This window comes from Burkholderia cenocepacia (genome assembly GCF_014211915.1).
GTDB classification, from domain to species: domain Bacteria; phylum Pseudomonadota; class Gammaproteobacteria; order Burkholderiales; family Burkholderiaceae; genus Burkholderia; species Burkholderia orbicola.
This window is the reverse complement of record NZ_CP060040.1, coordinates 664327-685160: the sequence shown is the minus strand read 5'-3', so window position 1 is coordinate 685160 and position 20834 is coordinate 664327. Positions and strand designations below refer to the sequence as shown.

Below are 20834 nucleotides of genomic sequence, written 5' to 3'. Positions count from 1 at the left end.
CGGGTTGCGGGGCGTGACCCCGGCGAAGGGAAAGGCGTTGCGCGCCCGGCCGCACGTCGACGTGGGCCGGGCGGCAGGCGGGGCGGAAGCCCCGCCGCTCCCGTCAACGCGACGCTTGCGGAAAGCGCGCGCCCGGCGGCGGCTCGGGCCGCGTCGACGGCACGCTCTTGCGCACCTTCGCGACCTGCGCGGCCGTCACCGGCGCGCCCGTGTTGCCCCAGCTCGTGCGCACGAAGTTCGACACGTCCGCGACTTCCTGGTCCGACAGGCGCCAGCCGAACGGCGGCATCGTGAAGGTCGACGGCGCGGTGCGCGTGCCCTGCAGCGCGCTGCCTTCGAGCACGACGTGGATCAGCGAGGTCGGATCGTCGCCCTGCACGACCGGGTTGCCGGCGAGCGCCGGGAACACGCGCGTGTAGCCGTGGCCGTCGCTGCGGTGGCAGGCCATGCAGTTGTCGCGATAGACGGCCGCGCCCGGCTTGCTCGCGTCGCCGGTCTGCAGCGCCTTCGCCGCGGCCGCGTCGTACACGTGCGGCTGCTCGCCCTGCACGCGCGGCGGCAACGTCTTCAGGTAGCGCGCGATCGCGTTCAGGTCGTCGTCGGTCATGTGCTGCATGCTGTGGCCGACCACGTCCGTCATCCCGCCGAACGCGGCCGTGCGCAGCGTGCGGCCGGTTTTCAGGAACTGCACGATCTCGGTTTCGCTCCACGTGCCGAGGCCCGTGCGCGGCTCGCCGCGCAGGCTCGTCGGCACCCAGCCGTCGATCGCCGCGCCGCCGGCCAGGAAGTCTAGGCCGTCCGCGTCGGTCAGCCCGCGCTCCTGCATCGTCGGCGCGCGCGGTGTATGGCACGCGCCGCAGTGGCCGAGCCCCTGCACCAGATACGCGCCGCGCGCGATCACCGGGTCGGTGTACGACGCCGCGTCGAACGGCTTCGGCGACGGCGCGAACATCTTGCGCCAGATGCCGAGCGGCCAGCGCATCGACAGCGGCCACACGATGTCCACCTTGCGGTTCTCGTGCTCGACCGGCGCGACGCCGTGCATGAAGTACGCGTACAGCGCCTTCATGTCGTCGTCGCTCAGGCGCGCGTACGACGGGAACGGCATCGCCGGATACATCGTGTCGCCGTTCTTGCGCACGCCTTCGCGCACCGCGCGGGTGAAGTCCTCGTAAGTCCAGCCGCCGAGGCCCGTCTTCGGGTCCGGCGTGATGTTCGTCGAGTAGATGCCGCCGATCGGCGTGTCGAACTTCAGGCCGCCCGCGAACGGCTTGCCGCCGATCGCGGTGTGGCAGGCGATGCAGTCGCCTGCGCGGGCGAGGTACTCGCCGCGCTTGACGAGCGCCGCGTCGGCGGACTGGGCGACGGGCGCAGCCGCCGCGCCCGAAGCCGCGGCCGGCGTGGACGCCGGCTGCGCGAATGCGGCGCCGCCCGCCAGACCGAATGCCGCCCATGCCGTGCCGATCGCCAGCGCGCGCCGCAGCGGGGACACCGGACGCGCGGCGTTGTGGTGGTTCATCGTCCTCTTCATACGGTCACCAGCGGGGCGGGATTTTTCAGGTATTGCTCGCGGATCGCGCGTGCCGACCAGTAGGCCAGCGCCGCGATGATCCCGGTCGGGTTGTAGCCGATGCCCTGCGGCAGCGCGGACGCGCCCATCACGAACACGTTGTGCACGTCCCAGCACTGCAGGTAACGGTTCAGCACGCTCGTCTTCGGGTCCGTGCCCATGATCGCGCCGCCGACGAGGTGGGTCGTCTGGTACTGGCGCGAGTCGAAGTGCTTGCCGAATTCGCGCGTCGACACGCCGATCGCCTTCGGCCCCATCGCTTCCGCGATCTTCTTCATCTGCCCGGTCACGTACTGCGCCATCTTGATGTCGTTGTCCTTCCAGTCGAACGTCATCCGCAACAGCGGCTGGCCGTACGAATCGCGATAGGTCGGATCGAGGTCGAGATACACGTCGCGGTACGACATGTTGGTGCCGTGCGCGTCCATCGAGATCGTGTGCGCGTAGTTGTCCTTGACCGCCTTCTTCCACGCCGAGCCCCACTGCGGCGTGCCGGGCGGCGTGGCGATGCCGCTGATCGGCTTCACGCCGGCCTGGTTCACCCACAGCGGCGAGCCGCCGACGAAGCCGAGCGGGCCGTGGTCGAAGTTGTCCGCGTTGAAGTCGTCCACCGCGACGCCGTTGCCGCCCGCGCCGATGAACGGGTTCGTGTAGGTGTCCTTGTCGAAGAACGCCTTGATCGTCGACAGGTTCTGGTACGCGAAATTGCGGCCGACCACGCCTTCGCCCGAGATCGGGTCGTACGGCTTGCCGATGCCCGACAGCAGCAGCAGGTGCACGTTGTGATACTGGAACGCGGCCACGATCACGAGATCGGCCGGCTGGTGCACTTCACGCCCGGCCGGATCGACGTAGGTGACGCCCGTCGCGCGCTTCTTCGTGTCGTCGAGGTCGACGCGCAGCACGTGGCACTTCGAGCGCAGCTCGAAGTTCGGCGCCTGCTTCAGCGCGGGCAGGATGTTCAGGTTCGGCGACGCCTTCGAATACATGTAGCACGCGTAGCCGCTGCAGTAGCCGCAGAAGTTGCACGGGCCCATCTGCACGCCGTACGGGTTCGTGTACGGGCCCGACGTGTTCGCCGACGGCAGCCGGTACGGATGCAGGCCGAGCGAATGCGCCGCATCGAAGAAGCGCTGCGCCGAATAGGTGTTGAGCTGCGCGGGCAGCGGGAAGTTGTCGCTACGGTTCGCCTCGAACACGTTGCCGTCGCCGACCACCTTGCCGCCGACCTTGTACGCCTGCCCCGACGTGCCGAACACCTTCTCCGCGAAATCGAAATGCGGCTCGAGCTCGTCGTAGGTCACGCCCGTATCCTGGATCGTCATCCCCTCGGGGATGAACTTCTTGCCGTAGCGCTCTTCATAGTGGCTGCGCAGGCGCAGCTCTTCCGGCGTGATCCGGAAGTGCACGCCCGACCAGTGCAGCCCCGCGCCGCCGACGCCTTCGCCCGGCAGGAACGCGGCGAGCTGCCGGTACGGCAGCGCGGTGTCCTGCAGGCCGTGACGAATCGACACGGTCGTCTTCGACAGGTCGAGGAACAGCTTCTTGCGAATGTTGTAGGTCAGCTCGTCGATCGTGTTCGGGTACGCGCCGTCAGGATAGGTGTCGCGATATTCGCCGCGCTCGAGCGCGACGACGTTCAATCCCGCTTCGGTCAGTTCCTTCGCGAGAATCGCGCCGGTCCAGCCGAAGCCGACGATCACCGCATCGACGTGCGGCTTCTTGTCTGCGGCCATCAGCTGCGCTCCCCGTTGATCGAGACGGGGCCGTACGGATAGGGCTTGCCGCTCTGGTTGACGAAATCCATGAAATCCGCACGTGCGCCCGGGAAACCGATCATCTTCCACGCGGCCATGTCGCGATTGCCGCCATGCACCGGATCGCAGAAGTAGCCTTCGCGCGTGTTCTGCAGCAACTGGCCGAGGAATACGCCGGGCGGGACGTCGTCGATCTGCGCGCCGCCCTTCTCCAGCGCGCCGAGCACCGTGTCGCGCGTCGGCGCGTCGAGATCCGCGAACGCCTTGCCGTGCGTCTTCTCGCAATAGCGGTTGACGGCCGCGATGCCGAGCCGGTAGATGTCGCGCGGCACCAGCTTCAACTGGTAGCCGAGCTCGGGCACGCCCTGCTGGAACGGCCCCTGCATGTACCACGTCGCGCCGTGCGCATACGGCGTCTCCATCTGGCGATCGATGAATTCGGGCACGCCCGCCTCGAGCGCGCCGGGGCCTTCGGCGTCGGCCGGAATCAGCCGGTCGACGGCGGCCTGGACGAACGCCCATTCCTTCGCGTCGAAAAAGGTCGGCTTGTACGGCGCGCGTTCGGCGCTGGCCGATGCAGTGGACGCGTTGCCGGCGGTCGTCGCGGACGGCGACGACGAGTGCAGGTCGCAGCCGGCGACCGACGCGATCGGCACGAGCGCGACCGATGTGCGCAGGAAACGGCGACGCGAATTGGGTTTGTCAGGTGGCGTGGACATGGTCGGATGTTGATCGTTGGGGATCGGGGTTCGGACGCGCGCATTCCGCATGCCGCGTGCCCGGCACGGCAGCCGTGCCGCAGGCGGCCGGTCGCCCTGTTCTTTCGTGTGTTGCGCACAACCTCGATGCAGGCGCCCGGCCGCGATTCGCGGTGGCGCCGTCATTGCAGCCGCGCTCGCCCCGGTGCCGGCGGCGTTGCGTGGATCGACCTCTTTGCGGGCCCTATCGTCGGACAAATACCGGCATTGGCCGGCATCTACCCGTCATCGCCCATGACCCTTGTTCAACTTAGACGTCGCGTCCGCCGACGGCAAGCGCAACGTGCACGACCCTCTTTCGGGCCCGGCGACGAGTGCGGCGAATTATATATGGAACCGGTTCCATTACTAGAGGGTTCAATGCAATTCAGTGCATCGAAATCAGCAACAATGGGAAAACCGGATGCCGGAATGTGCAAGGATGAGGGGATGGCGGACAGCGAGGATCGGCGGCGGCGGAACCGGGCGCCCGCCATCACGTGCATCTGTCGGCGGAAATCCGGACGGCGCGGGCCGTCGGCGCATCACGGCGTGCCCGCGATCCTCGCAGTGGAGGCGCAGCGGATGCACCGGCAGGGCCATACGTTCTTCGTCGCCGAAAACGGTGTCCGGCTGACCGATGCCGTGCCCGCCGAATGCCTGCCGCCGATCGATACGCGCGCGGACTGAATCGCGCGCCGCGCCCCGCTCACCACGGCCAGAACATCGACGCGATCGACAGCGCCAGCGCCGCACACAGCGGCGAGTAATACAGCGTGTCCATCCGCGCGAAACGCGACCCGCGAATCCGTTTGAAGAAGCCGACGTAGCGAAAATCGCCGACGGCGCGCACCGCGAAGATCAATGCGAGCGCAACGACCGCGAACGCGATCGTGCAGGGATACGCGTTGCGCCCCAGCCAGCCGGCACGCGCGGCGACCACGCCTGCCCCGCCCAGCAGCGCGAGCGCGACGGCCAGCGTGCCGAGCGCCGTCGGCCGCAACAGCGGTACGCCATCCTGCTCCGGAATGGCCGCGCGCTTGCCCAATCGCCCGCCGAACGCCCAGTAGACGTGCACGAGCGCGATGGCGCAAAGCGTCGGCACGCTGAAATACGCACCGGTCATGTCGATCAAGGTCCTCGTCTCGTTGTCTCGTCGTTTTGCCGAAAGGTGTTCGGCTCGCGGCCCACGCCACGCATGACGATACCGAAACCGCGTCACGCGCGCATTGCGACGTCCGGTCGCAACCGACGGCGACGCATGCTGCGTTGCAGTGCGCATGCGTCGTCGCACAGCCCGGTCGCTTGACTTCCCTCCGCGCACTACTACCCTGTTATTCCAGTACTGCGGTCGGCAAGGCGCTGCGCAACGGGCTGCCCGCACGACGACGATAACGAAGGCCATGGAGGCGACTCATGCTGATCGGTGTGCCGAAGGAGATCAAGAACCACGAATACCGCGTCGGCCTCACGCCGGCCGGCGCGCGCGAACTCACGCGGCACGGCCATCGCGTGCTGGTGCAGCGCGGCGCGGGCACGGCGATCGGCCTGCTCGACGACGACTACACGGCCGCGGGCGCGTCGCTCAGCGACGGCGCCGAAGAAATCTTCGCGCGCGCCGACATGATCATCAAGGTCAAGGAGCCGCAGCCCACCGAATGCGCGATGCTGCGGCGCGGCCAGATCCTCTACACGTACCTGCATCTCGCGCCCGATCCCGACCAGGCCGCCGCGCTCGTGAAATCCGGCGCGGTCTGCATCGCGTACGAAACCGTGACGGGCCCCGGCGGCGGCCTGCCGTTGCTCGCGCCGATGAGCGAAGTCGCCGGCCGCATGTCGATCCAGGTCGCGGCGACCCACCTCGAAAGCCCGCGCGGCGGCCGCGGCCTGCTGATGGCCGGCGTGCCGGGCGTGCCGGCCGCGCACGTCGTCGTGCTCGGCGCGGGCGTCGTGGGCACCGGCGCGCTGCAGATGGCGGTGGGCCTCGGCGCGCGCGTCACCGTGCTCGACAACAACGTGAACCGGTTGCGCCAGCTCGATCTCGTGTTCGCCAACCGGATCGCGACCGTCTGCTCGAATGCGCAGACGGTCGACGAAGCCGTGCGCGATGCCGACGTCGTGATCGGCGCCGTGCTCGTGCCGGGCGCATCGGCGCCGCGGCTCGTCACACGCGACATGATCGCGACGATGCGCAAGGGAGCAGTCGTCGTCGATGTCGCGATCGACCAGGGCGGCTGCTTCGAGACCTCGCATGCGACCACGCACGCGGCGCCGACCTTCGTGGTCGACGGGGTGGTCCACTACTGCGTCGCGAACATGCCCGGCGCGGTCGCGCGCACGTCGACCTTTGCGCTGAACAATGCAACGCTCGGCCATGCGCTCGCGCTCGCCGACAAGGGCTGGAAGCAGGCGATGCTCGACGATCCGCATCTGCGCGCGGGCCTGAACGTGTGCGACGGCCACATCACGTACGAAGCGGTCGCGCTGGCGCTCGGCCTGCCCTACGTCCCGGCGACCGGCGTACTCGCATGACCCTGCCGGCATGAGCTGAACGCAATACGGCCGGGCCGCGTGGCGTTCACGCGCCCTTCGACCGGCTCCGCTGCGCGCCGCCGCCCGCGCTGCCCGCACCGCCCATCGTGCGTGCCAGCAGCGGCCGCAGTTGCGCGAGCGTGCGCGTGTTCAGCACGTCCTGCCGCGTCAGCCAGCCGCGCCGCGCCTGATCGACGCCGAACGCGAGATGGTCGAGCTCGTTGGCGCCGTACGCATCCGAACCGATCGCGACCGGCACGCCGGCCTTCGCGGCCTCGCGGCACCAGACGTCCGGCAGGTCGAAGCGCCGCGGCTGCGCATCGAGTTCGACGAAGCAGCCGCGCGCGGCGGCCTGCGCGAGCACGCGCGGCACGTCCAGTTCGCACGCGTCGCGCTCGCCGAGCACGCGGCCGGTCGGGTGCGCGAGAATCGTGAAATGCGGATGCTCCATCGCACGCAGCATGCGATCGGTCTGCGCGCCGCGCGGCAGATCGAAGCCGTCGCGTACCGCGCCGACGACGAGATCGAGCCGGCCGAGCATCGCGTCGGGCACGTCCAGGCTGCCATCCTCGCGAATGCCGGCTTCCACGCCCTTGAGCAGCACGAAATCGTCGAACGTCGCGTTGATGCGGTCGATCTCGTCGAGCTGCCGCGCGAGCCAGTCGAAACCGTCGCGATCGCCGCCAGGCGGCACGCGGTCGGTGACGGCAAGGTAGGCGAGCCCGCGTGCACGCGCGGCGGCGGCCATCGCGCGCAGGCCGTCGCGACCGGCCGACGCATCGGTATGCGCGTGCAGGTCGCCATGCAGATGCTTGCGCTCGATGAGCGCCGGCAGCGTGCCGGCGCGCGACGCATCGATCTCGCCGCGATCCTCGCGCAACTCGGGCGGCACCTCGCGCAGCCCGATGGCCGCGTAGACCGATGCCTCCGTCGCGCCGGCAATCCGCTCGTCGCCGCGAAACACGCCGTATTCGTTGATCTTCAGGCCGCCGGCCTGCGCGATCCGGCGCAGCGCGATGTTCTGCGCCTTCGACCCCGTGAAGTAGACGAGCGCCGCGCCGAACGCATCGGCATCGACGACGCGCAGGTCGACCTGCAAGCCGTTGGCCAGCATCACGCTCGAGCGGCTCTTGCCGTGCGCGAGCACGCGCGCCACCTCGCCGTAGCCGACGAACGCTTCGGTGACCGCGACCGGATCACGTGCGGTGACGAGGATGTCGAGATCGCCGACCGTCTCGCGGCGGCGGCGGAAACTGCCGGCCGGCACGGCCTGGCCGACACCGGCCACCGCACGCAGGCGTTCGAGCAACGGCATCAGCGCGTGCGCGGCCTCGGGCAGCAGGAAGCGTTGCGGCTCGCGCTGCAGGCGATCGTCGATCGCTTCGAGCAGATGCGCTTCGGTTTTCGCGCCGAAGCCCGGCAGCTCACGCACATGCCCGTTCTTCGCTTCCGCGCGCAGTTGTTCGAGCGAATCGACGTGCAATGCGTCATGCAGCGCCTTCACGCGTTTCGCGCCGAGCCCGGGCACGTCGAGCAGCTCGACGATCGCGCCCGGCAGCGCATGACGCAAGGTTTGCTGCAGGTCGCAGGTGCCGGTCGCGGTGATCTCGCGCAGCTTCGACGCGAGATCGGCCCCGATCGACGGAATCTTCCCGAGATCGTCGCCGTTCTCGATCATCGTCGGGATGTCGCGACCGTAGTCGGCGATCGTCCGCGCGGCGTTGCGGTACGCACGTACGCGAAACGGATTGGCGCCCTGGATCTCGAGCATGTCGGCGATCTCGGCGAACACGGCCGCGCACTCGGCATTGTGGATCGGCATGATTGGCGTGGCTCCCTTCCACGTGGATGGCGCCGCGCGCGGGCGCGACGGCGTCTGCCCGCCCGGCGCCGCATGTCGACGCCGCCGGGCGCCCGTTGGTCATCCTGCGCCGGCCGCGCCGTACGTGCGGCGCGGTGGGAACCGCGACGTCAGAGCGACGCGCGCGGCGTCGTGGCGTAGCGCCGCTCGTAGAGCGATTGGCAATGCGTGCAGCGTTCGGCGGTCGGGCGCGCCAGCAGGCGTTCGTAGCCGACCGAGCCGTCGCAGTCGATGCATTCGCCGTAACTGCCGTCGCGCATCCGCTGCTGGGCGCGGCCAATCGCGCGCAGTTCGGTCAGCTTCATGCCGATCAATGCATGATCGACGTCGACGAACAGGTCGGCGTTCGCCTCGTCGCCCTCGTCCGGCGCCGCGCCGGCAAGCTCCGCATAGGATTCGGACGCGCGCTGGTCTTCGCTGGTGCGGATCTCCGCACGCAGCGTCTGCTCGCTCTCGTTCAGCCGCTGCTTCAGCGTCTGCCGTTGTTGTGGGTCGAGCGACATGGCCGTCTCTCCTGTTCCGGGTCCGCGCGAAAAAGAGCGGCGCGCGGTATCGCGCGGGTGCGCGGCACGCAGGCATGCCCCGTGCCGTCGCATCCGGATCAGCGGCCGGACACGCAAAACGCCGGACGCATGCGACGCAGGATAAACCCATTGAACACGCGTGTGTTGACCGGAATCAGCGTGCCGGTCATGCCGCGGCAAAGGCGGGGAAACTGGGGACGGACGAGGAATTCCGCCCCGCCGCGCGCACCCCGAAGCCTGCCGGCACAACCGCAGCGCAGCAATTCCGGCGCGGCCACGGCGCTGCTTCCGCGCGCCCGAACCGGCCTCACTGCGTCGGGACGATCGCTCGCGCGGCGCCGCTTCGATCATTCGTCCTCCTCAGAACGCATTGCGCCCGATGAAGCCGCGCACCACCGTCAGCAGGATGATCTTGATGTCGAACCAGAAGCTCCAGTTCTGCATGTAGAACAGATCGAACTTCACGCGTGCCTCCATCGCCTCGACCTTGCGCGTTTCACCGCGATAGCCGTTCACCTGGGCCCATCCGGTGATGCCGGGCCGCACGCGATAGCGGTACATGTAGCAGTCGATCAGTTGCCGGTAGAAGTCGTCGTGTTCGATCGCGTGCGGACGCGGGCCGACCACCGACATCTGCCCGAACAGCACGTTGAAGAACTGCGGCAGCTCGTCGAGCGACGTGCGGCGCAGGAACGCGCCGACGCGCGTGATGCGCGAATCGTTGCGCGACGCCTGCCGCACGACGCCCGGCTGCGCGCGATGCACGCGCATGGTCCGGAACTTGAGGATATCGAACTCGCGGCCGTCGACCCCCTTGCGGCGCTGCCTGAACAGCACGGGCCCCGGCGACGACAGCTTGACCGCGATCGCCAGCAGCGCCAGCAGCGGCAGCAACGGAATCAGCACGCCGAACGCGAACAGCCGGTCGAACGCGAACTTGGCCCACAGCTCCGGCGCGGAGCGCGGCGTGGTCGCGAGATTGATCGCCGGCATGCCGAGCACGTCGGTCGCGGAGCGATCGACGACCGACATCTGCCGCACGTCGGGCAACAACCGCAACTCGACGAACTCGTCGCGCAGCTCGCGCACGATGCGCTGGATCCGCCACTCGTGCGACATCGGCAGCGTGAGCCAGACCTCATCGATGCCGCCGCCGCGAATCAGTTCACGCAACCCGTTCCAGTCGCCGATCACCGGCACGCCGCCGATACCGCCCGCGACGGCCTGGGCATCGTCGTCGAATACGCATGCGGCGACGAACGGGCCATTCGGCGCCAGTTGCATCCGCTCGATCGCCACGCGCCCGTACGCCGTTGCCCCGACGACGGCGACGCGGCGCTGCCGCGCCCGCGAGTCGCCGCGCGTCAGCGCGAGCGCCAGCAGCGCCGCGCGCCCGAGCAGCAGTGCCGCGTCGCCGGCCAGCACCGTGCGCACGATCCAGCGGGTCGTCACCGTGCCGCCGCGATTCATGATCCACATCGTGCCGGCCACCGTCAGCACGCTCGCGCAAACGACCGCCACCAGCGTGTGCGTCAGCACGTGCGCGCCACCCTGCACCGCCACGCCGCCGCGCACGGTGCGCAGGTAACGCGGCAGCAGCGCCACCGTCAGCACGCACAGCAGCGCGATCGCACCGCGCTGCGCGTCGGACAGCGCATGCCAGCCGAGACCCGACGCCGCCTGCGCGACGAGCGCGCCGGCCATCACGAGCACGACGTCGGCCGCCGCGATCGCGGCACGCCGCATCGCATTCGTTCCACCGGACATCGACTGCATCGTCACGCACCGTGTGCGGGGAATCCGCGGTGCCCTTCCGGCATGCGCGGGCGAACCGTCGCCGGCATCGCATTCCCGCGCGTCCCGAGCAACCGGCGATAGTCCGCGCGAATCAGGTCGTAGCATTCGCAGGCGTGATGTTCGAGGCCGTCGCGGTCGAGCACCGTGATGCGGCCGCGGCGCTGCCGGATCAGCCCGGCTTCCTGCAGGTTCCCGGCCGCTTCCGTCACGCCCTCGCGCCGCACGCCGAGCATGTTCGCGATCGTCTGCTGCGTGACCGCCAGCTCGTCGCCGTCGATCCGGTCGTGCGCGAGCAGCAGCCAGCGGCTGAGCTGCTCGCTGACCGAGTGGTGCCGGTTGCACAGCGCGCTGCGCGAGATCTGCGCCATCGTCGCCTGGCAGGTGTTGAGCAGCAGCCGATAGGTCTGCGGCGACCGCTCGAATTCGGCGCGCATCACGCAACTCGGCACGCGATAAGCCATCCCGCCGATCCGCACCTCGACCCGGTTCGACGCCGCGATGCCGCCGACCAGCGTCCCCAGCCCGACCACGCCCTCGCGGCCCACCACCGCCACCTCGACCATCGCACCATCCTCCATCAGGTGCTGGACCGACATCATCGCCGTCGTCGGAAAATGCAGATGACGCATCGGCTCGCCGACCCGGTTGAGCATCCCGGCCTTGATCCTGACCAGTTCGAGATGCGGTGCGATGGTGCGGATGCTGTCCTCCGGGAGGGCAGCAAGAATGGCATTCGCCGAATAGCTCGAGTGAAGATGAAGCATGTCTGTATCCCTTTTATCGTCCGCGCCGCCTGCAACCGCATGCACGGAATTCGTTATCGCGATGCGCACCAGGACATTGACAGCGGTTGCGGCCCACAACCCTGAATCCGACTGACCATCGGTTTGTCATTGCCCGATTGAGTCGACTGTCCCGTTCTCTACACGCCAGCCCGAATAAGCGATTTACGTGCCAATAGCCGCCCGTCCTTAATATATGAATCACATCCGATTTAGCGCCCCCGAATAACCGACCCCAAAAGCAAAAAAACGTCTCATTTCCGGACACTCTTCCATCCGCTGGACACAGCGCGCATTCGACTGATCAATTCCCGACTATCGGATCACGGCGGCTACGCGGCGGCCACGACGCTTATCGTTCAAATACTTACGACCGATTTTCAATTGTTTCCATGATGTGCAGCGCAGCATTTACCGGCGCCACAGCACCTCACACGCTCGTTTCAAACTGTCTCAAATTTGAATCGGCACACTCATCCGGCACTCTGTGCGCTGCCGCACACATCCCCCACAAGCCTTTGATTCAAATGAAAAATCAGGCGATCCCCATTTATTTGTCAAATAATGTTCAATGCCTTTCCGACACTTTCGCTGTACGATGCGCACGTCGTTCGATTGATTCCCTATCGACATCGAATGACAAGCGAGCACACGATTCCATTTCAGGATGATTAATTCTGGCGAAATGAATTATTAAATCGGCATAACGTTTGCGCGCAATCGCAACCGTCAAACTTTGTAAAATTACAGAATGCGGAATTGGACGATTTCAATTGCGTGCTAGCCTTTTTCGCGAGTATCGTCATTCCGTTTTTGATCCACAAAAGTCCGCACGATCGTGCGAAATCCCGTTCCGGGATTCGCCGAAACGACGCGCGACCGCCAACCTGCGAGGATGCGCCCGTGACTCACCAGGCCGCCGACGCCGTCGCGCATGCGAACGGCATGATCGAGCTTTCCCACAGCTTCGATGCCAACCGGTTTCTCGCGGCCATCGACCGCGACGAACTCCTCACACTGACGCCCCACCTGCAACTCGTTCACCTGAAATCCGGGCAAGTGCTCTGCGAACCCGGCGAGATGCTCGCCGCGGTCTACCTGCCGGTCACGACCGCGATTTCGCTGCAGTACGTGTCGTCCGGCGGCATGACGCTGGAAGTCGCGGAGATCGGCAGCGAAAGCGTGGTCTGCGACGACGTGATCGGCGGCAGCGGCCGGATGCCGTGCCGTGCGCTCGCGTGCCGCGACGGCTTCGTCTACCGGCTCGACCGGCGTGTGTTCGCCGCCGCGTTCGATGCGTCGCCGGTGATTCGCCACCTCGTGTTCGTCTGCGTGCGGCTGCTGATGGCGCAGGTGTCGCAGATCACATTCTGCAGCCGTCATCACGTGCTCAAACATCAGTTATGCAGATGGTTCCTGCTGGCGTTCGACCGCACGCGCAGCATCGAGATCCAGGTGACGCACAGCATGCTCGCGCAAATGCTCGGCGTACGGCGCGAAACGGTCACGGACGCCGCCGGCGAAATCCAGAAGCTCGGCCTGATTCGCCAATACCGCAGCTCGATCGAGCTCGCGGACCTCGACGGCCTCGAAAAAATGTCGTGCGGCTGCCGCGCGATCGTGCGCGACGAGATGAAGCGCATCCTGTCGGCCGACTCGGGCGTGCCGGCCGCGTCGCGCGCATGATCGGCGCACCGGCCGGAGCGGCGCTTCGGCGCCGCCCGCGTGCCGGGTCAGCCGTTTGTAGGGTGGCGAACAGAACGTCGTGTCTGCCAATGGTCTACTGATGCCGGACTGCCGGGGGGATGTCAGCGCTTATCGCGCGTCTGCCCGAGCGGACGACACCACGCACGCCGGAGCAGCACGTGAAAAACGAAATCAGAACCATCCTGAAGCACGTCGCCCACCTCGAAGCCGCGATCGATTCGATCGGTGACGGGGACGACCTCTACGAAGCGGGCCTTTCCTCGCTCGATACGATCCAGCTGATGCTCGCGATCGAAAAGCAGTTCAACATCGAGATTCCCGACGAGATGCTGAACCGCAACCTGTTCCGCAGCATCGACGCGCTCGCGGACACGATCGCCACGCTGCAACGCACCGAGCACTCCGCATGAGCGCGCTGCTTCCCGAACTCGCGTCCGACAGCGATTCGCATCGGCTCGACGAGGCCGCGCATGCCGTCGCGCAGATCGCCGCCCAGCATGCCGATGCGGTCGATCGCGACGCGCGCTGCCCCGTAGAGGCGATCGAGGCGATGCGCGCGCGCCGCCTGCTCGGCGCAATGGTGCCGACCCATCTCGGCGGCGCTGGCGCGTCGCTGGAAGACATCGCGTCGGCCTGCTCGATCCTCGGCCAGGCTTGCGCGTCGTCGGCGATGGTGTTCGCGATGCACCAGATCCAGGTCGCCTGCATCGTCGACCACGCCGCCGACCAGGGCTGGCACCGGCTGTTCCTGCAACAGCTCGTGCGCCACCAATGGCTGCTCGCATCGGCCACGTCGGAAGACGGCGTCGGCGGCAACCTGCGCGCGAGCCAGTGCGCACTCGAGATCGACGGCGGCGGATTCCGGCTGCACAAATCCGCGCCGACGATCTCGTACGGCGACTACGCGGACGGCATTCTCGCCACCGCGCGACGCGATGCGGATGCGCCGGCTTCCGAGCAGGTGCTCGTCACGCTGCTGCGCGACGGCTATACGCTCACGCGCCGCGGCGAATGGGACACGCTCGGCATGCGCGGCACGTGCAGCAACGGCTTCGTGCTGGACGCGCAAGGCGCCGCCGTGCAATGCCTGCCGGTGCCGTTCGCGAAGATCGCCGAGGAAACGATGGTGCCGGTCTCGCACATCCTGTGGGCCGCGGTGTGGATCGGCGTGGCCGGCGACGCGTTTCATCGCGCGCACCAGTTCTTCCGTGCACAGGCGCGCCAGACCGACGGCGCGCCGTCGCCCGCCGCGCGGCGCATCGCCGAATCGCTTGCGCTGATGCAGGCGATGCAGGCCCGCGTCGACAACGTGCTGCGCCTCCACGCGAACGCGTCGGCCCGCTCGTGGTCGGCCGGCATGGCCTGGGCCGCCGAGATCAATACGCTGAAGACCTACGTGTCGGCGACCGCGCTCGAAGTCGCGCAGCAGGCGATGATGATCTGCGGCATGGCCGGCTACAAGCAAGGCACGCCGTTCAGCATCGGCCGCCACATTCGCGACCTGCACGCGGCGCCGCTGATGATCAGCAACGACCGCATTGCCGCCAACACTGCGAGCCTGTTGCTCGCGCTGCGTCCTGCGACGCTGGAGAAACATACGTGAACGATCGCCTCGCCGTGCCCTCCGCCGCCTCCGTTCCCGCCGACGCACCGCTCGACCGCGCGGGCGTCAATCCGCTGCGCGACGCGCTGATCGACGCGGGCCTGCTGGTTTCGACCGGTATCCAGGGCCTGTTCGGCCGCAGCGAACGATTCGAGCGCGTGGTCGAAGCGCTCGACGCGTTCGTCACGCGCATCGGCGCCGACCAGCAGGCCGAAGTGCTGCGCTTTCCGCCGGCGATGAGCCGCATGGAGTTCGAGCGCAGCGAATACATGAAGAGCTTCCCGCAACTGGCGGGCAGCGTGCATGCGTTCTGCGGCGACGAGCGCCAGCATCAGCGCGTGCTGCAATGCCTCGATCGCGGCGACGACTGGACCGAGAACCAGAAGCCGACCTACGTCGTGATGACGCCGGCCGCGTGCTACCCCGTCTATCCCGTCGTCGCCCGCGCGGGCGCACTGCCTGCCGACGGCCGCATCGTCGACGTGTTCTCGTACTGCTTCCGTCACGAACCGTCGCTCGACCCGACCCGCATGCAGTTGTTCCGGATGCGCGAGTACGTGCGGATCGGCACGCCCGAGCAGATCGTCTCGTTCCGCGAGACGTGGATCGAACGCGGCACGCGGATGATCGAGTCGCTGGGCCTGCCGAATGCGATCGATCTCGCGAACGACCCGTTCTTCGGACGCGGCGGCAAGATCGTCGCGGACAGCCAGCGCGAGCAGAACCTGAAGTTCGAGCTGCTGATCCCGATCGAGCACGACGATCGCCAGACCGCGTGCCTGAGCTTCAACTACCACATGGACCATTTCGGGCTGCTGTGGGACATCCGCACCGCGACGGGCGACGTCGCGCACACGGGCTGCGTCGGCTTCGGCCTCGAGCGGCTCACGCTCGCGCTGTTCCGTCATCACGGCTTCGACATCGACGCATGGCCGCAAGCAGTCCGCGACGTGCTGTGGGGCACGCGATGAGGTTCGTTTCCCGCGACGGCGAAGACGCGTCGTTCGAGAGCGTGCGCCATCGCGCGCGCCACTACCGGCCGCACCCGCTGCACAGTCAGGAGATGGTCTGGAAACAGACCAACTGCTACGTCGACATGTGGCTCGAGGTGCTCCGGTGGTGGGGCCTCAATCCGTACGCGGCGCTGCCGTTTACGATCGCGCTCGATTTCGAGGGCGACCAGTTCACGTTCTTCAAGTTTCCGCACGACGAGCTGGAGCGGCTCTACGGGATCGTCGTGCAGGAACATTCGATCTACGAGCCGCTCGACCAGCACATCGAGACGCAGGTCGCGCGCGGCCACCTGATGATCGTCGAGGTCGATGCGTGGTTCCTGCCCGATACGCGCGGCAGCAGCTACCGCACCCAGCACACGAAGACGACGATCGGCATCGATGCAATCGACCGCGCGAAGCACCAGATCGGCTACTTCCACAACAGCGGCTATTACGTCGCCGAGGATTTCGACTACACCGGGCTCGTCGGCAGCAGTTCGCCGATGACGCTGCCGCCGTACGTCGAATGCGCGAAGCGACGCTTTGCGCCGCTCGACGAGCGCGCGCTGTGCGAAGCGTCGCTCGCCGCGTTGCAGCGCCACCTGCGGCGCCTGCCGGTCGTCGATCCGATCGCGGCGTTCCGTCGGCAGTTGCAGGCCGACGCGCCCATCCTCGCGGAGGCCCCGCTCGAGCGCTTCCATGCGTATTCGTTCAATTCGGTGCGGCAGCTCGGCGCGAATTTCGAACTGTTCGGCCACTATGCGCGCTGGCTGCAGGCGAGCGGCTGCACCGGGCCGTTCGCCGAGATCCGCGCCGCGTGCGATCGCATCGCGTCGGAAGCGATGGTGCTCGAATTCCGGCTCGCGCGCGCGTGCGCACGCGGCAAGGAAGAACGCGGCGATTCGACGCTCGAAGCGATCGAGGCCGCGTACGGCGACCTCGTCGCGTGCGCGCGGCAGATCGGTGCGCCGCTGCGGCACGTGACGCCCGTGCGCTACGACACGGAGCCCGTGTCGGCCATGCGGTGACGCGCGCGCGCCCCCTGCCGGCGTGGGCGATGCTGGCGACGGCCGCGGGCGCCGTGCGGGACCCGCGCGACCTCCCTGCCGACCACGGCGGCTGGATCGCGGCGCCGGTGCCCGGCACGGTCGCGCAGGCGCTCGCGCTGGCCGGCCGGCTCGACGAAGCCGCGTCGCTCGACGAGCGCGACCACTGGTACCGCCTCGAGCTGCGCGGGCGCGGGCCGCGCATCCTGCGCTTTCACGGCCTCGCGACGCTCGCGCAGGCCTGGCTCGACGACACGCCGATCCTCCATTCCGACAGCATGTTCGTCGCGCACGACGTGCCCGTGTCGCTCGACGGCACGCATCGGCTGACGATCTGTTTCCGCGCACTCGCGCCGCACCTGCGCGACGCACGCGCACCGCGCCGGGCGCGCTGGCGCACACGGCTGGCCGAGCCGGCCGGGCTGCGCACGATCCGCACGTCGCTGTTCGGGCACATGCCGGGCTGGTTTCCGCCGTACGTGCCGACCGGCCCGTGGCGGCCCGTCGACGTACTCGATCCGGCCGACGGGCACGTTCTCACCGATTACAAACTGCAGGCCCGCGTCGAAGGCGACACGGGCTGGCTCGATGCGGAACTGACGTTCGCCGCGCCGTTGCCCGACACGTTCGCGGCGCGGCTGTCGTGCGGCGAACATCACGCGACGCTCGAACGGGCCGGCGCCGACCGGCTGCGCACGAGCGTCGCGATCCCCAACGTGCGCCGCTGGTGGCCGCATACCCACGGCGAACCGGCGCTCTACGAGATCGCGCTGCATATCGGCGCTACGCGCCGGCCGCTCGGCTCGACGGGTTTTCGCACGATCGAGATCGATTCCGGCGCCGACGGCAAGGGGTTCGGACTGCGCATCAACGGCGTGCCCGTGTTCGCGCGCGGCGCATGCTGGAGCAGCGCCGCGCCGCTCGCGCTGCACGCGGACGACGCGACCTACGGCCACCTGCTCGGGCTCGCCCGCGACGCCGGTTTCAACATGATCCGCGTCGGCGGCACGATGACCTACGAGGCCGACACGTTCCACGCGGCGTGCGACCGGCTCGGGCTGCTGGTCTGGCAGGACTTCGGTTTCGCGAACTTCGATTACGCGCTCGACGATCCCGCGTTCGCGGCCAACGTCGATCGCGAAGCGAGCCAGTTTCTCTCGCGTCACGGCGCCTCGCCGTCGCTCGCGGTGCTGTGCGGCGGCAGCGAGATCGCGCAGCAAGCCGCGATGTCGGGGCTCGGGCCGAAGCAGCGCTTCCTCGAATTGACGGCCGACCGGCTGGCCGACCACGCGGCCGCGCACCGCCCCGATGTCCCCTACGTGCCTGATTCGCCCGACGGCGGCGTGCTGCCGTTCACGCCGCGCGAACGCGTGTCGCACTACTACGGCGTCGGCGCGTACCTGCGTCCGCTCGACGACGCGCGCCGCGCGGACGTACGCTTCGCGAGCGAATGCCTCGCGTTCGCGAACGTGCCTTGCGACGCGACGCTCACCGAACTCGGCTGGCCCGGCGTGCACGAGCCGCGCTGGAAGGCGGCCGTGCCGCGCGACCCCGGCACGTCGTGGGATTTCGACGATATCCGCGACCACTATCTGCAGACGCTCTACGACGTCGCGCCCGACCGGCTGCGGCGCGAGGACCCGGCGCGCTATGTCGAGCTGTCGCGTGCGGTGATCGCGGACGTGATGCGCGAGACGTTTTCCGAATGGCGCCGCGCCGGCTCGCGCTGCGCCGGCGCGCTCGTGTGGCAGTTCCAGGACGTGATGCCAGGCGCCGGATGGGGCGTGATCGACGCCGCGCACCGGCCGAAATCGGCCTGGTATGCGCTGCGCCAGGTGCTGCAGCCGATCCAGGTGCTGCTCGTCGACGAAGGGCTGAACGGGCTCGACGTGCACGTCGTCAACGAGCGCCCGGCGCCGCTGTCGGCGGCGATCGAGCTGGTCGCGCTGCGCGACGGCCGCACGCCGGTCGCGCGGGCCGGCTGCCCGGTGCGGATCGCCGCGTACGACACGGTGCGGCTCGGCTCGGCCGAGTTGCTCGGCCGCTTCTTCGACTGGACCTACGCGTACCGTTTCGGCCCTTGCGAACACGATACGGTCGTCGCGACCTTGCGCGCCGACGACGGCACGCTGCTGTCGCAGGCGTTCCATTTCCCCTCCCGCACGCATCCGGCCGTGCTGGCGCGCCGCGAACCGGGGATCGAGGCATGCGTGTCGCGCACCGGCGAGACCTGGCACGTCGACATCGACACCCGGCACGTCGCCCGCCACGTGCAGATCGACGCGCCGGGTTTCATGCCGGGCGACGACTGGTTCCATCTCGCGCCCGGCACGCCGGCGCGCATCGCGCTGATTCCATTGCGAATCGACGGGAAGCCCGCGGCGGCTGACGACAACGCGCCGCCCGCGGTGGAAATCCGTGCCGTGAACGCCTCACGCGCGGTGCGGGCCACGCAGGCCGGCTGACGCGACGCTCGCGGCGACCGCGAGCGTCGTGCCGCCATGTATCAATCGGACGAGCCCGTCCCGCGCGGCCGCTCGATACCGTACGCCTCCATCCAGCGATACAGCGTCGCGCGCGACACGCCGAGTTCGCGCGCCGAAGCGGCAACGCGCCCGCGCGTCCGCAGCAACGCGGTTTCGATCGCCTCGCGTTCGATCGACTTGCGGATGTCGGCCACCGACGGCGACGCCGCGTCGAGACAGTATTCGAGCTCGAGGTCCTGCGCGGTGATCAGGCGCCCTTCCGTCATCACGACCGCACGGCGCACGCGGTTGATGAGCTCGCGGACGTTGCCCGGCCAGTCGTGCTTGTAGAGCGCCGTGATCGCATCGGTCGAGAACCCGCGCACGCGATGGCGCGCGTCACCGCGAAAGCGTTCGAGCATGTGGTGCGCGAGCAGTTCGATGTCCTTGCCGCGGGCGCGCAGCGGCGGCTGGTCGATGCGCATGACGCAGAGACGGTGGAACAGGTCGGCGCGAAAACGCCCTTCTTCCATTGCCTCGCGCAGATCGACGTGCGTTGCCGACACGATCCGGACGTCGACCGGCACCGGATCACTTCCGCCAAGACGGTGAATCGAACGCTCCTGCAGAAATCGCAGCAGGCTCGCCTGGCTTTCGTGCGGCAGGTCGCCGATTTCGTCGAGCAGCAGCGTGCCGCCGTTCGCGGCTTCGACGTAGCCGATCTTGCGCGCGTTCGCACCGGTAAACGCACCGCGTTCATAGCCGAACAGTTCCGATTGCAGCAGATGCGGCGGGATCGCGCCGCAGTTGACGGCAACGAACGGGCCGTTGCGCCGTTCCGAATGACGATGGATCGCGACGGCCGTGAGTTCCTTGCCGGTTCCCGTTTCGCCGAACACGAATACCGGTGCGTCGGTGCGCGCGAAACGCCGCACCGTATCGAACAGCCGCAGCATCGCGCTGCAGGTGCCGACGATGCCCTTTTCTTCCGATTCGAGCTGTTCGCGATCGCGCGCGAACAGGCATTCCATGCCGTAGGCATGGCCGACCGTATCGGCGATCCGCTGGTGCGACGCCGGCAACGTCACGTAGTCGAAGCAGTAGTCGCGCAACAGCGCCCGCACGTTCGGCGAGGCGGTCTGGCCGACATCCACGAGCGCCACCCAGACGACGTCGCGCATCGACGCGCAGGTCGACGCGATGCTGCCGATCGCATCGGCGTGGCCGCCGCTCAAGTCGAGAATGCCGCAGGTAATTTCGCCGGACGTGTCGCGCAGCTCGTTCGCATGCGCGACGACCGATACTTTCCAGTCGCGGCGCGACAATTCCTTTCGCAGCATCACGGACGGCGACTGCGTCCAGTAAATCAACGGACGCTGCCCGTTACCGCTCCCCACGCCGGCGCTCTTATCGCGCGTTATTGGCATATTCATAACGAACCATCATTTTCTGCACTCC

The 20834-nt window shown here is 68.1% G+C and carries 17 protein-coding genes; 8 read left to right on the top strand and 9 right to left on the bottom strand.

All coding sequences use genetic code 11. The features are described from left to right. Nucleotides 1–103 precede the first annotated feature (103 nt). From SY91_RS19540 to SY91_RS19530, 3 genes are read right to left on the bottom strand one after another with little or no spacing between them, the layout of a single operon-like run. Complete coding sequence (locus tag SY91_RS19540) at nt 104–1531, bottom strand: c-type cytochrome (protein ID WP_043887892.1); 1428 nt, start codon at nt 1529–1531, stop codon at nt 104–106. Next, a complete protein-coding gene (locus tag SY91_RS19535; protein ID WP_011547848.1) occupies nt 1528–3306 on the bottom strand; it encodes a GMC family oxidoreductase in 1779 nt (592 codons plus the stop codon). The genes SY91_RS19540 and SY91_RS19535 overlap by 4 nt, the downstream gene beginning before the upstream one ends. Then, nucleotides 3306–4046: a gluconate 2-dehydrogenase subunit 3 family protein gene (locus SY91_RS19530; RefSeq protein WP_023476869.1), complete on the bottom strand. Its 741-nt coding sequence runs from the start codon at nt 4044–4046 to the stop codon at nt 3306–3308. The genes SY91_RS19535 and SY91_RS19530 overlap by 1 nt, the downstream gene beginning before the upstream one ends. Nucleotides 4047–4445: 399 nt before the next feature. On the opposite strand from SY91_RS19530, the gene SY91_RS19525 reads away from it, so the two are divergent. Then, nucleotides 4446–4754, top strand: a complete 309-nt coding sequence (locus SY91_RS19525) for a 2'-phosphotransferase (RefSeq protein ID WP_260632477.1) — start codon at nt 4446–4448, stop codon at nt 4752–4754. A 19-nt stretch (nt 4755–4773) separates the two neighbouring features. On the opposite strand, the gene SY91_RS19520 is transcribed toward SY91_RS19525, so the two are convergent. After that, nucleotides 4774–5190, bottom strand: a complete 417-nt coding sequence (locus SY91_RS19520) for a DUF3995 domain-containing protein (protein ID WP_034175281.1) — start codon at nt 5188–5190, stop codon at nt 4774–4776. Between the two features lie 290 nt (nt 5191–5480). Here SY91_RS19520 and ald point away from each other — a divergent pair, with 290 nt between their 5' ends. Continuing rightward, entirely contained in the window at nt 5481–6596 is a 1116-nt protein-coding gene (gene ald / locus SY91_RS19515) for an alanine dehydrogenase (RefSeq protein WP_006479184.1), read from the top strand. A 46-nt stretch (nt 6597–6642) separates the two neighbouring features. On the opposite strand, the gene polX is transcribed toward ald, so the two are convergent. The 4 genes from polX to SY91_RS19495 all read right to left on the bottom strand — a co-directional run bounded on the left by polX (nt 6643) and on the right by SY91_RS19495 (nt 11542). After that, the gene (gene polX, locus SY91_RS19510) at nt 6643–8418 is read right to left on the bottom strand and encodes a DNA polymerase/3'-5' exonuclease PolX (RefSeq protein WP_023476866.1); all 1776 of its coding nucleotides are present in this window, start codon (nt 8416–8418) and stop codon (nt 6643–6645) included. A 149-nt stretch (nt 8419–8567) separates the two neighbouring features. Continuing rightward, entirely contained in the window at nt 8568–8960 is a 393-nt protein-coding gene (locus SY91_RS19505) for a TraR/DksA family transcriptional regulator (RefSeq protein WP_011547854.1), read from the bottom strand. A gap of 381 nt (nt 8961–9341) precedes the next feature. Then, nucleotides 9342–10748 (bottom strand): undecaprenyl-phosphate glucose phosphotransferase, encoded by a 1407-nt coding sequence (locus SY91_RS19500; protein WP_043887904.1) that lies wholly within the window; start codon nt 10746–10748, stop codon nt 9342–9344. Between the two features lie 11 nt (nt 10749–10759). Then, complete coding sequence (locus tag SY91_RS19495; RefSeq protein WP_023476863.1) at nt 10760–11542, bottom strand: Crp/Fnr family transcriptional regulator; 783 nt, start codon at nt 11540–11542, stop codon at nt 10760–10762. A 921-nt stretch (nt 11543–12463) separates the two neighbouring features. On the opposite strand from SY91_RS19495, the gene SY91_RS19490 reads away from it, so the two are divergent. The 6 genes from SY91_RS19490 (at nt 12464) to SY91_RS19465 (ending at nt 19376) form a co-directional block, all read left to right on the top strand. Continuing rightward, nucleotides 12464–13246 (top strand): Crp/Fnr family transcriptional regulator, encoded by a 783-nt coding sequence (locus tag SY91_RS19490; RefSeq protein WP_011547857.1) that lies wholly within the window; start codon nt 12464–12466, stop codon nt 13244–13246. Between the two features lie 179 nt (nt 13247–13425). After that, the gene (locus tag SY91_RS19485; protein WP_006490451.1) at nt 13426–13677 is read left to right on the top strand and encodes an acyl carrier protein; all 252 of its coding nucleotides are present in this window, start codon (nt 13426–13428) and stop codon (nt 13675–13677) included. Further along, nucleotides 13674–14870, top strand: coding sequence for an acyl-CoA dehydrogenase family protein (locus SY91_RS19480; protein WP_006479191.1), 1197 nt, complete (start codon nt 13674–13676; stop codon nt 14868–14870). Before SY91_RS19485 ends, SY91_RS19480 begins: the two co-directional genes overlap by 4 nt. Next, nucleotides 14867–15841 (top strand): amino acid--[acyl-carrier-protein] ligase, encoded by a 975-nt coding sequence (locus tag SY91_RS19475; RefSeq protein WP_006479192.1) that lies wholly within the window; start codon nt 14867–14869, stop codon nt 15839–15841. The genes SY91_RS19480 and SY91_RS19475 overlap by 4 nt, the downstream gene beginning before the upstream one ends. After that, nucleotides 15838–16893 (top strand): DUF1839 family protein, encoded by a 1056-nt coding sequence (locus tag SY91_RS19470; RefSeq protein WP_043887902.1) that lies wholly within the window; start codon nt 15838–15840, stop codon nt 16891–16893. The genes SY91_RS19475 and SY91_RS19470 overlap by 4 nt, the downstream gene beginning before the upstream one ends. A 29-nt stretch (nt 16894–16922) precedes the next feature. Then, entirely contained in the window at nt 16923–19376 is a 2454-nt protein-coding gene (locus SY91_RS19465) for a glycoside hydrolase family 2 protein (protein WP_260632476.1), read from the top strand. Nucleotides 19377–19417: 41 nt separating this feature from the next. On the opposite strand, the gene SY91_RS19460 is transcribed toward SY91_RS19465, so the two are convergent. Then, nucleotides 19418–20809, bottom strand: a complete 1392-nt coding sequence (locus SY91_RS19460) for a sigma-54 dependent transcriptional regulator (RefSeq protein ID WP_006479194.1) — start codon at nt 20807–20809, stop codon at nt 19418–19420. Between the last annotated feature and the right edge of the window lie 25 nt (nt 20810–20834).

Excerpts from the sequence above, each read along its gene's own strand:
- SY91_RS19540 (WP_043887892.1), bottom strand. The coding sequence starts at position 1,531 with ATGAAGAGGACGATGAACCACCACAACGCCGCGCGTCCGGTGTCCCCG.
- SY91_RS19535 (WP_011547848.1), bottom strand. The coding sequence starts at position 3,306 with ATGGCCGCAGACAAGAAGCCGCACGTCGATGCGGTGATCGTCGGCTTC.
- SY91_RS19530 (WP_023476869.1), bottom strand. The coding sequence starts at position 4,046 with ATGTCCACGCCACCTGACAAACCCAATTCGCGTCGCCGTTTCCTGCGC.
- SY91_RS19525 (WP_260632477.1), top strand. The coding sequence starts at position 4,446 with ATGCAATTCAGTGCATCGAAATCAGCAACAATGGGAAAACCGGATGCC.
- SY91_RS19520 (WP_034175281.1), bottom strand. The coding sequence starts at position 5,190 with ATGACCGGTGCGTATTTCAGCGTGCCGACGCTTTGCGCCATCGCGCTC.
- ald (WP_006479184.1), top strand. The coding sequence starts at position 5,481 with ATGCTGATCGGTGTGCCGAAGGAGATCAAGAACCACGAATACCGCGTC.
- polX (WP_023476866.1), bottom strand. The coding sequence starts at position 8,418 with ATGCCGATCCACAATGCCGAGTGCGCGGCCGTGTTCGCCGAGATCGCC.
- SY91_RS19505 (WP_011547854.1), bottom strand. The coding sequence starts at position 8,960 with ATGTCGCTCGACCCACAACAACGGCAGACGCTGAAGCAGCGGCTGAAC.
- SY91_RS19500 (WP_043887904.1), bottom strand. The coding sequence starts at position 10,748 with ATGTCCGGTGGAACGAATGCGATGCGGCGTGCCGCGATCGCGGCGGCC.
- SY91_RS19495 (WP_023476863.1), bottom strand. The coding sequence starts at position 11,542 with ATGCTTCATCTTCACTCGAGCTATTCGGCGAATGCCATTCTTGCTGCC.
- SY91_RS19480 (WP_006479191.1), top strand. The coding sequence starts at position 13,674 with ATGAGCGCGCTGCTTCCCGAACTCGCGTCCGACAGCGATTCGCATCGG.
- SY91_RS19470 (WP_043887902.1), top strand. The coding sequence starts at position 15,838 with ATGAGGTTCGTTTCCCGCGACGGCGAAGACGCGTCGTTCGAGAGCGTG.
- SY91_RS19465 (WP_260632476.1), top strand. The coding sequence starts at position 16,923 with ATGCTGGCGACGGCCGCGGGCGCCGTGCGGGACCCGCGCGACCTCCCT.
- SY91_RS19460 (WP_006479194.1), bottom strand. The coding sequence starts at position 20,809 with ATGAATATGCCAATAACGCGCGATAAGAGCGCCGGCGTGGGGAGCGGT.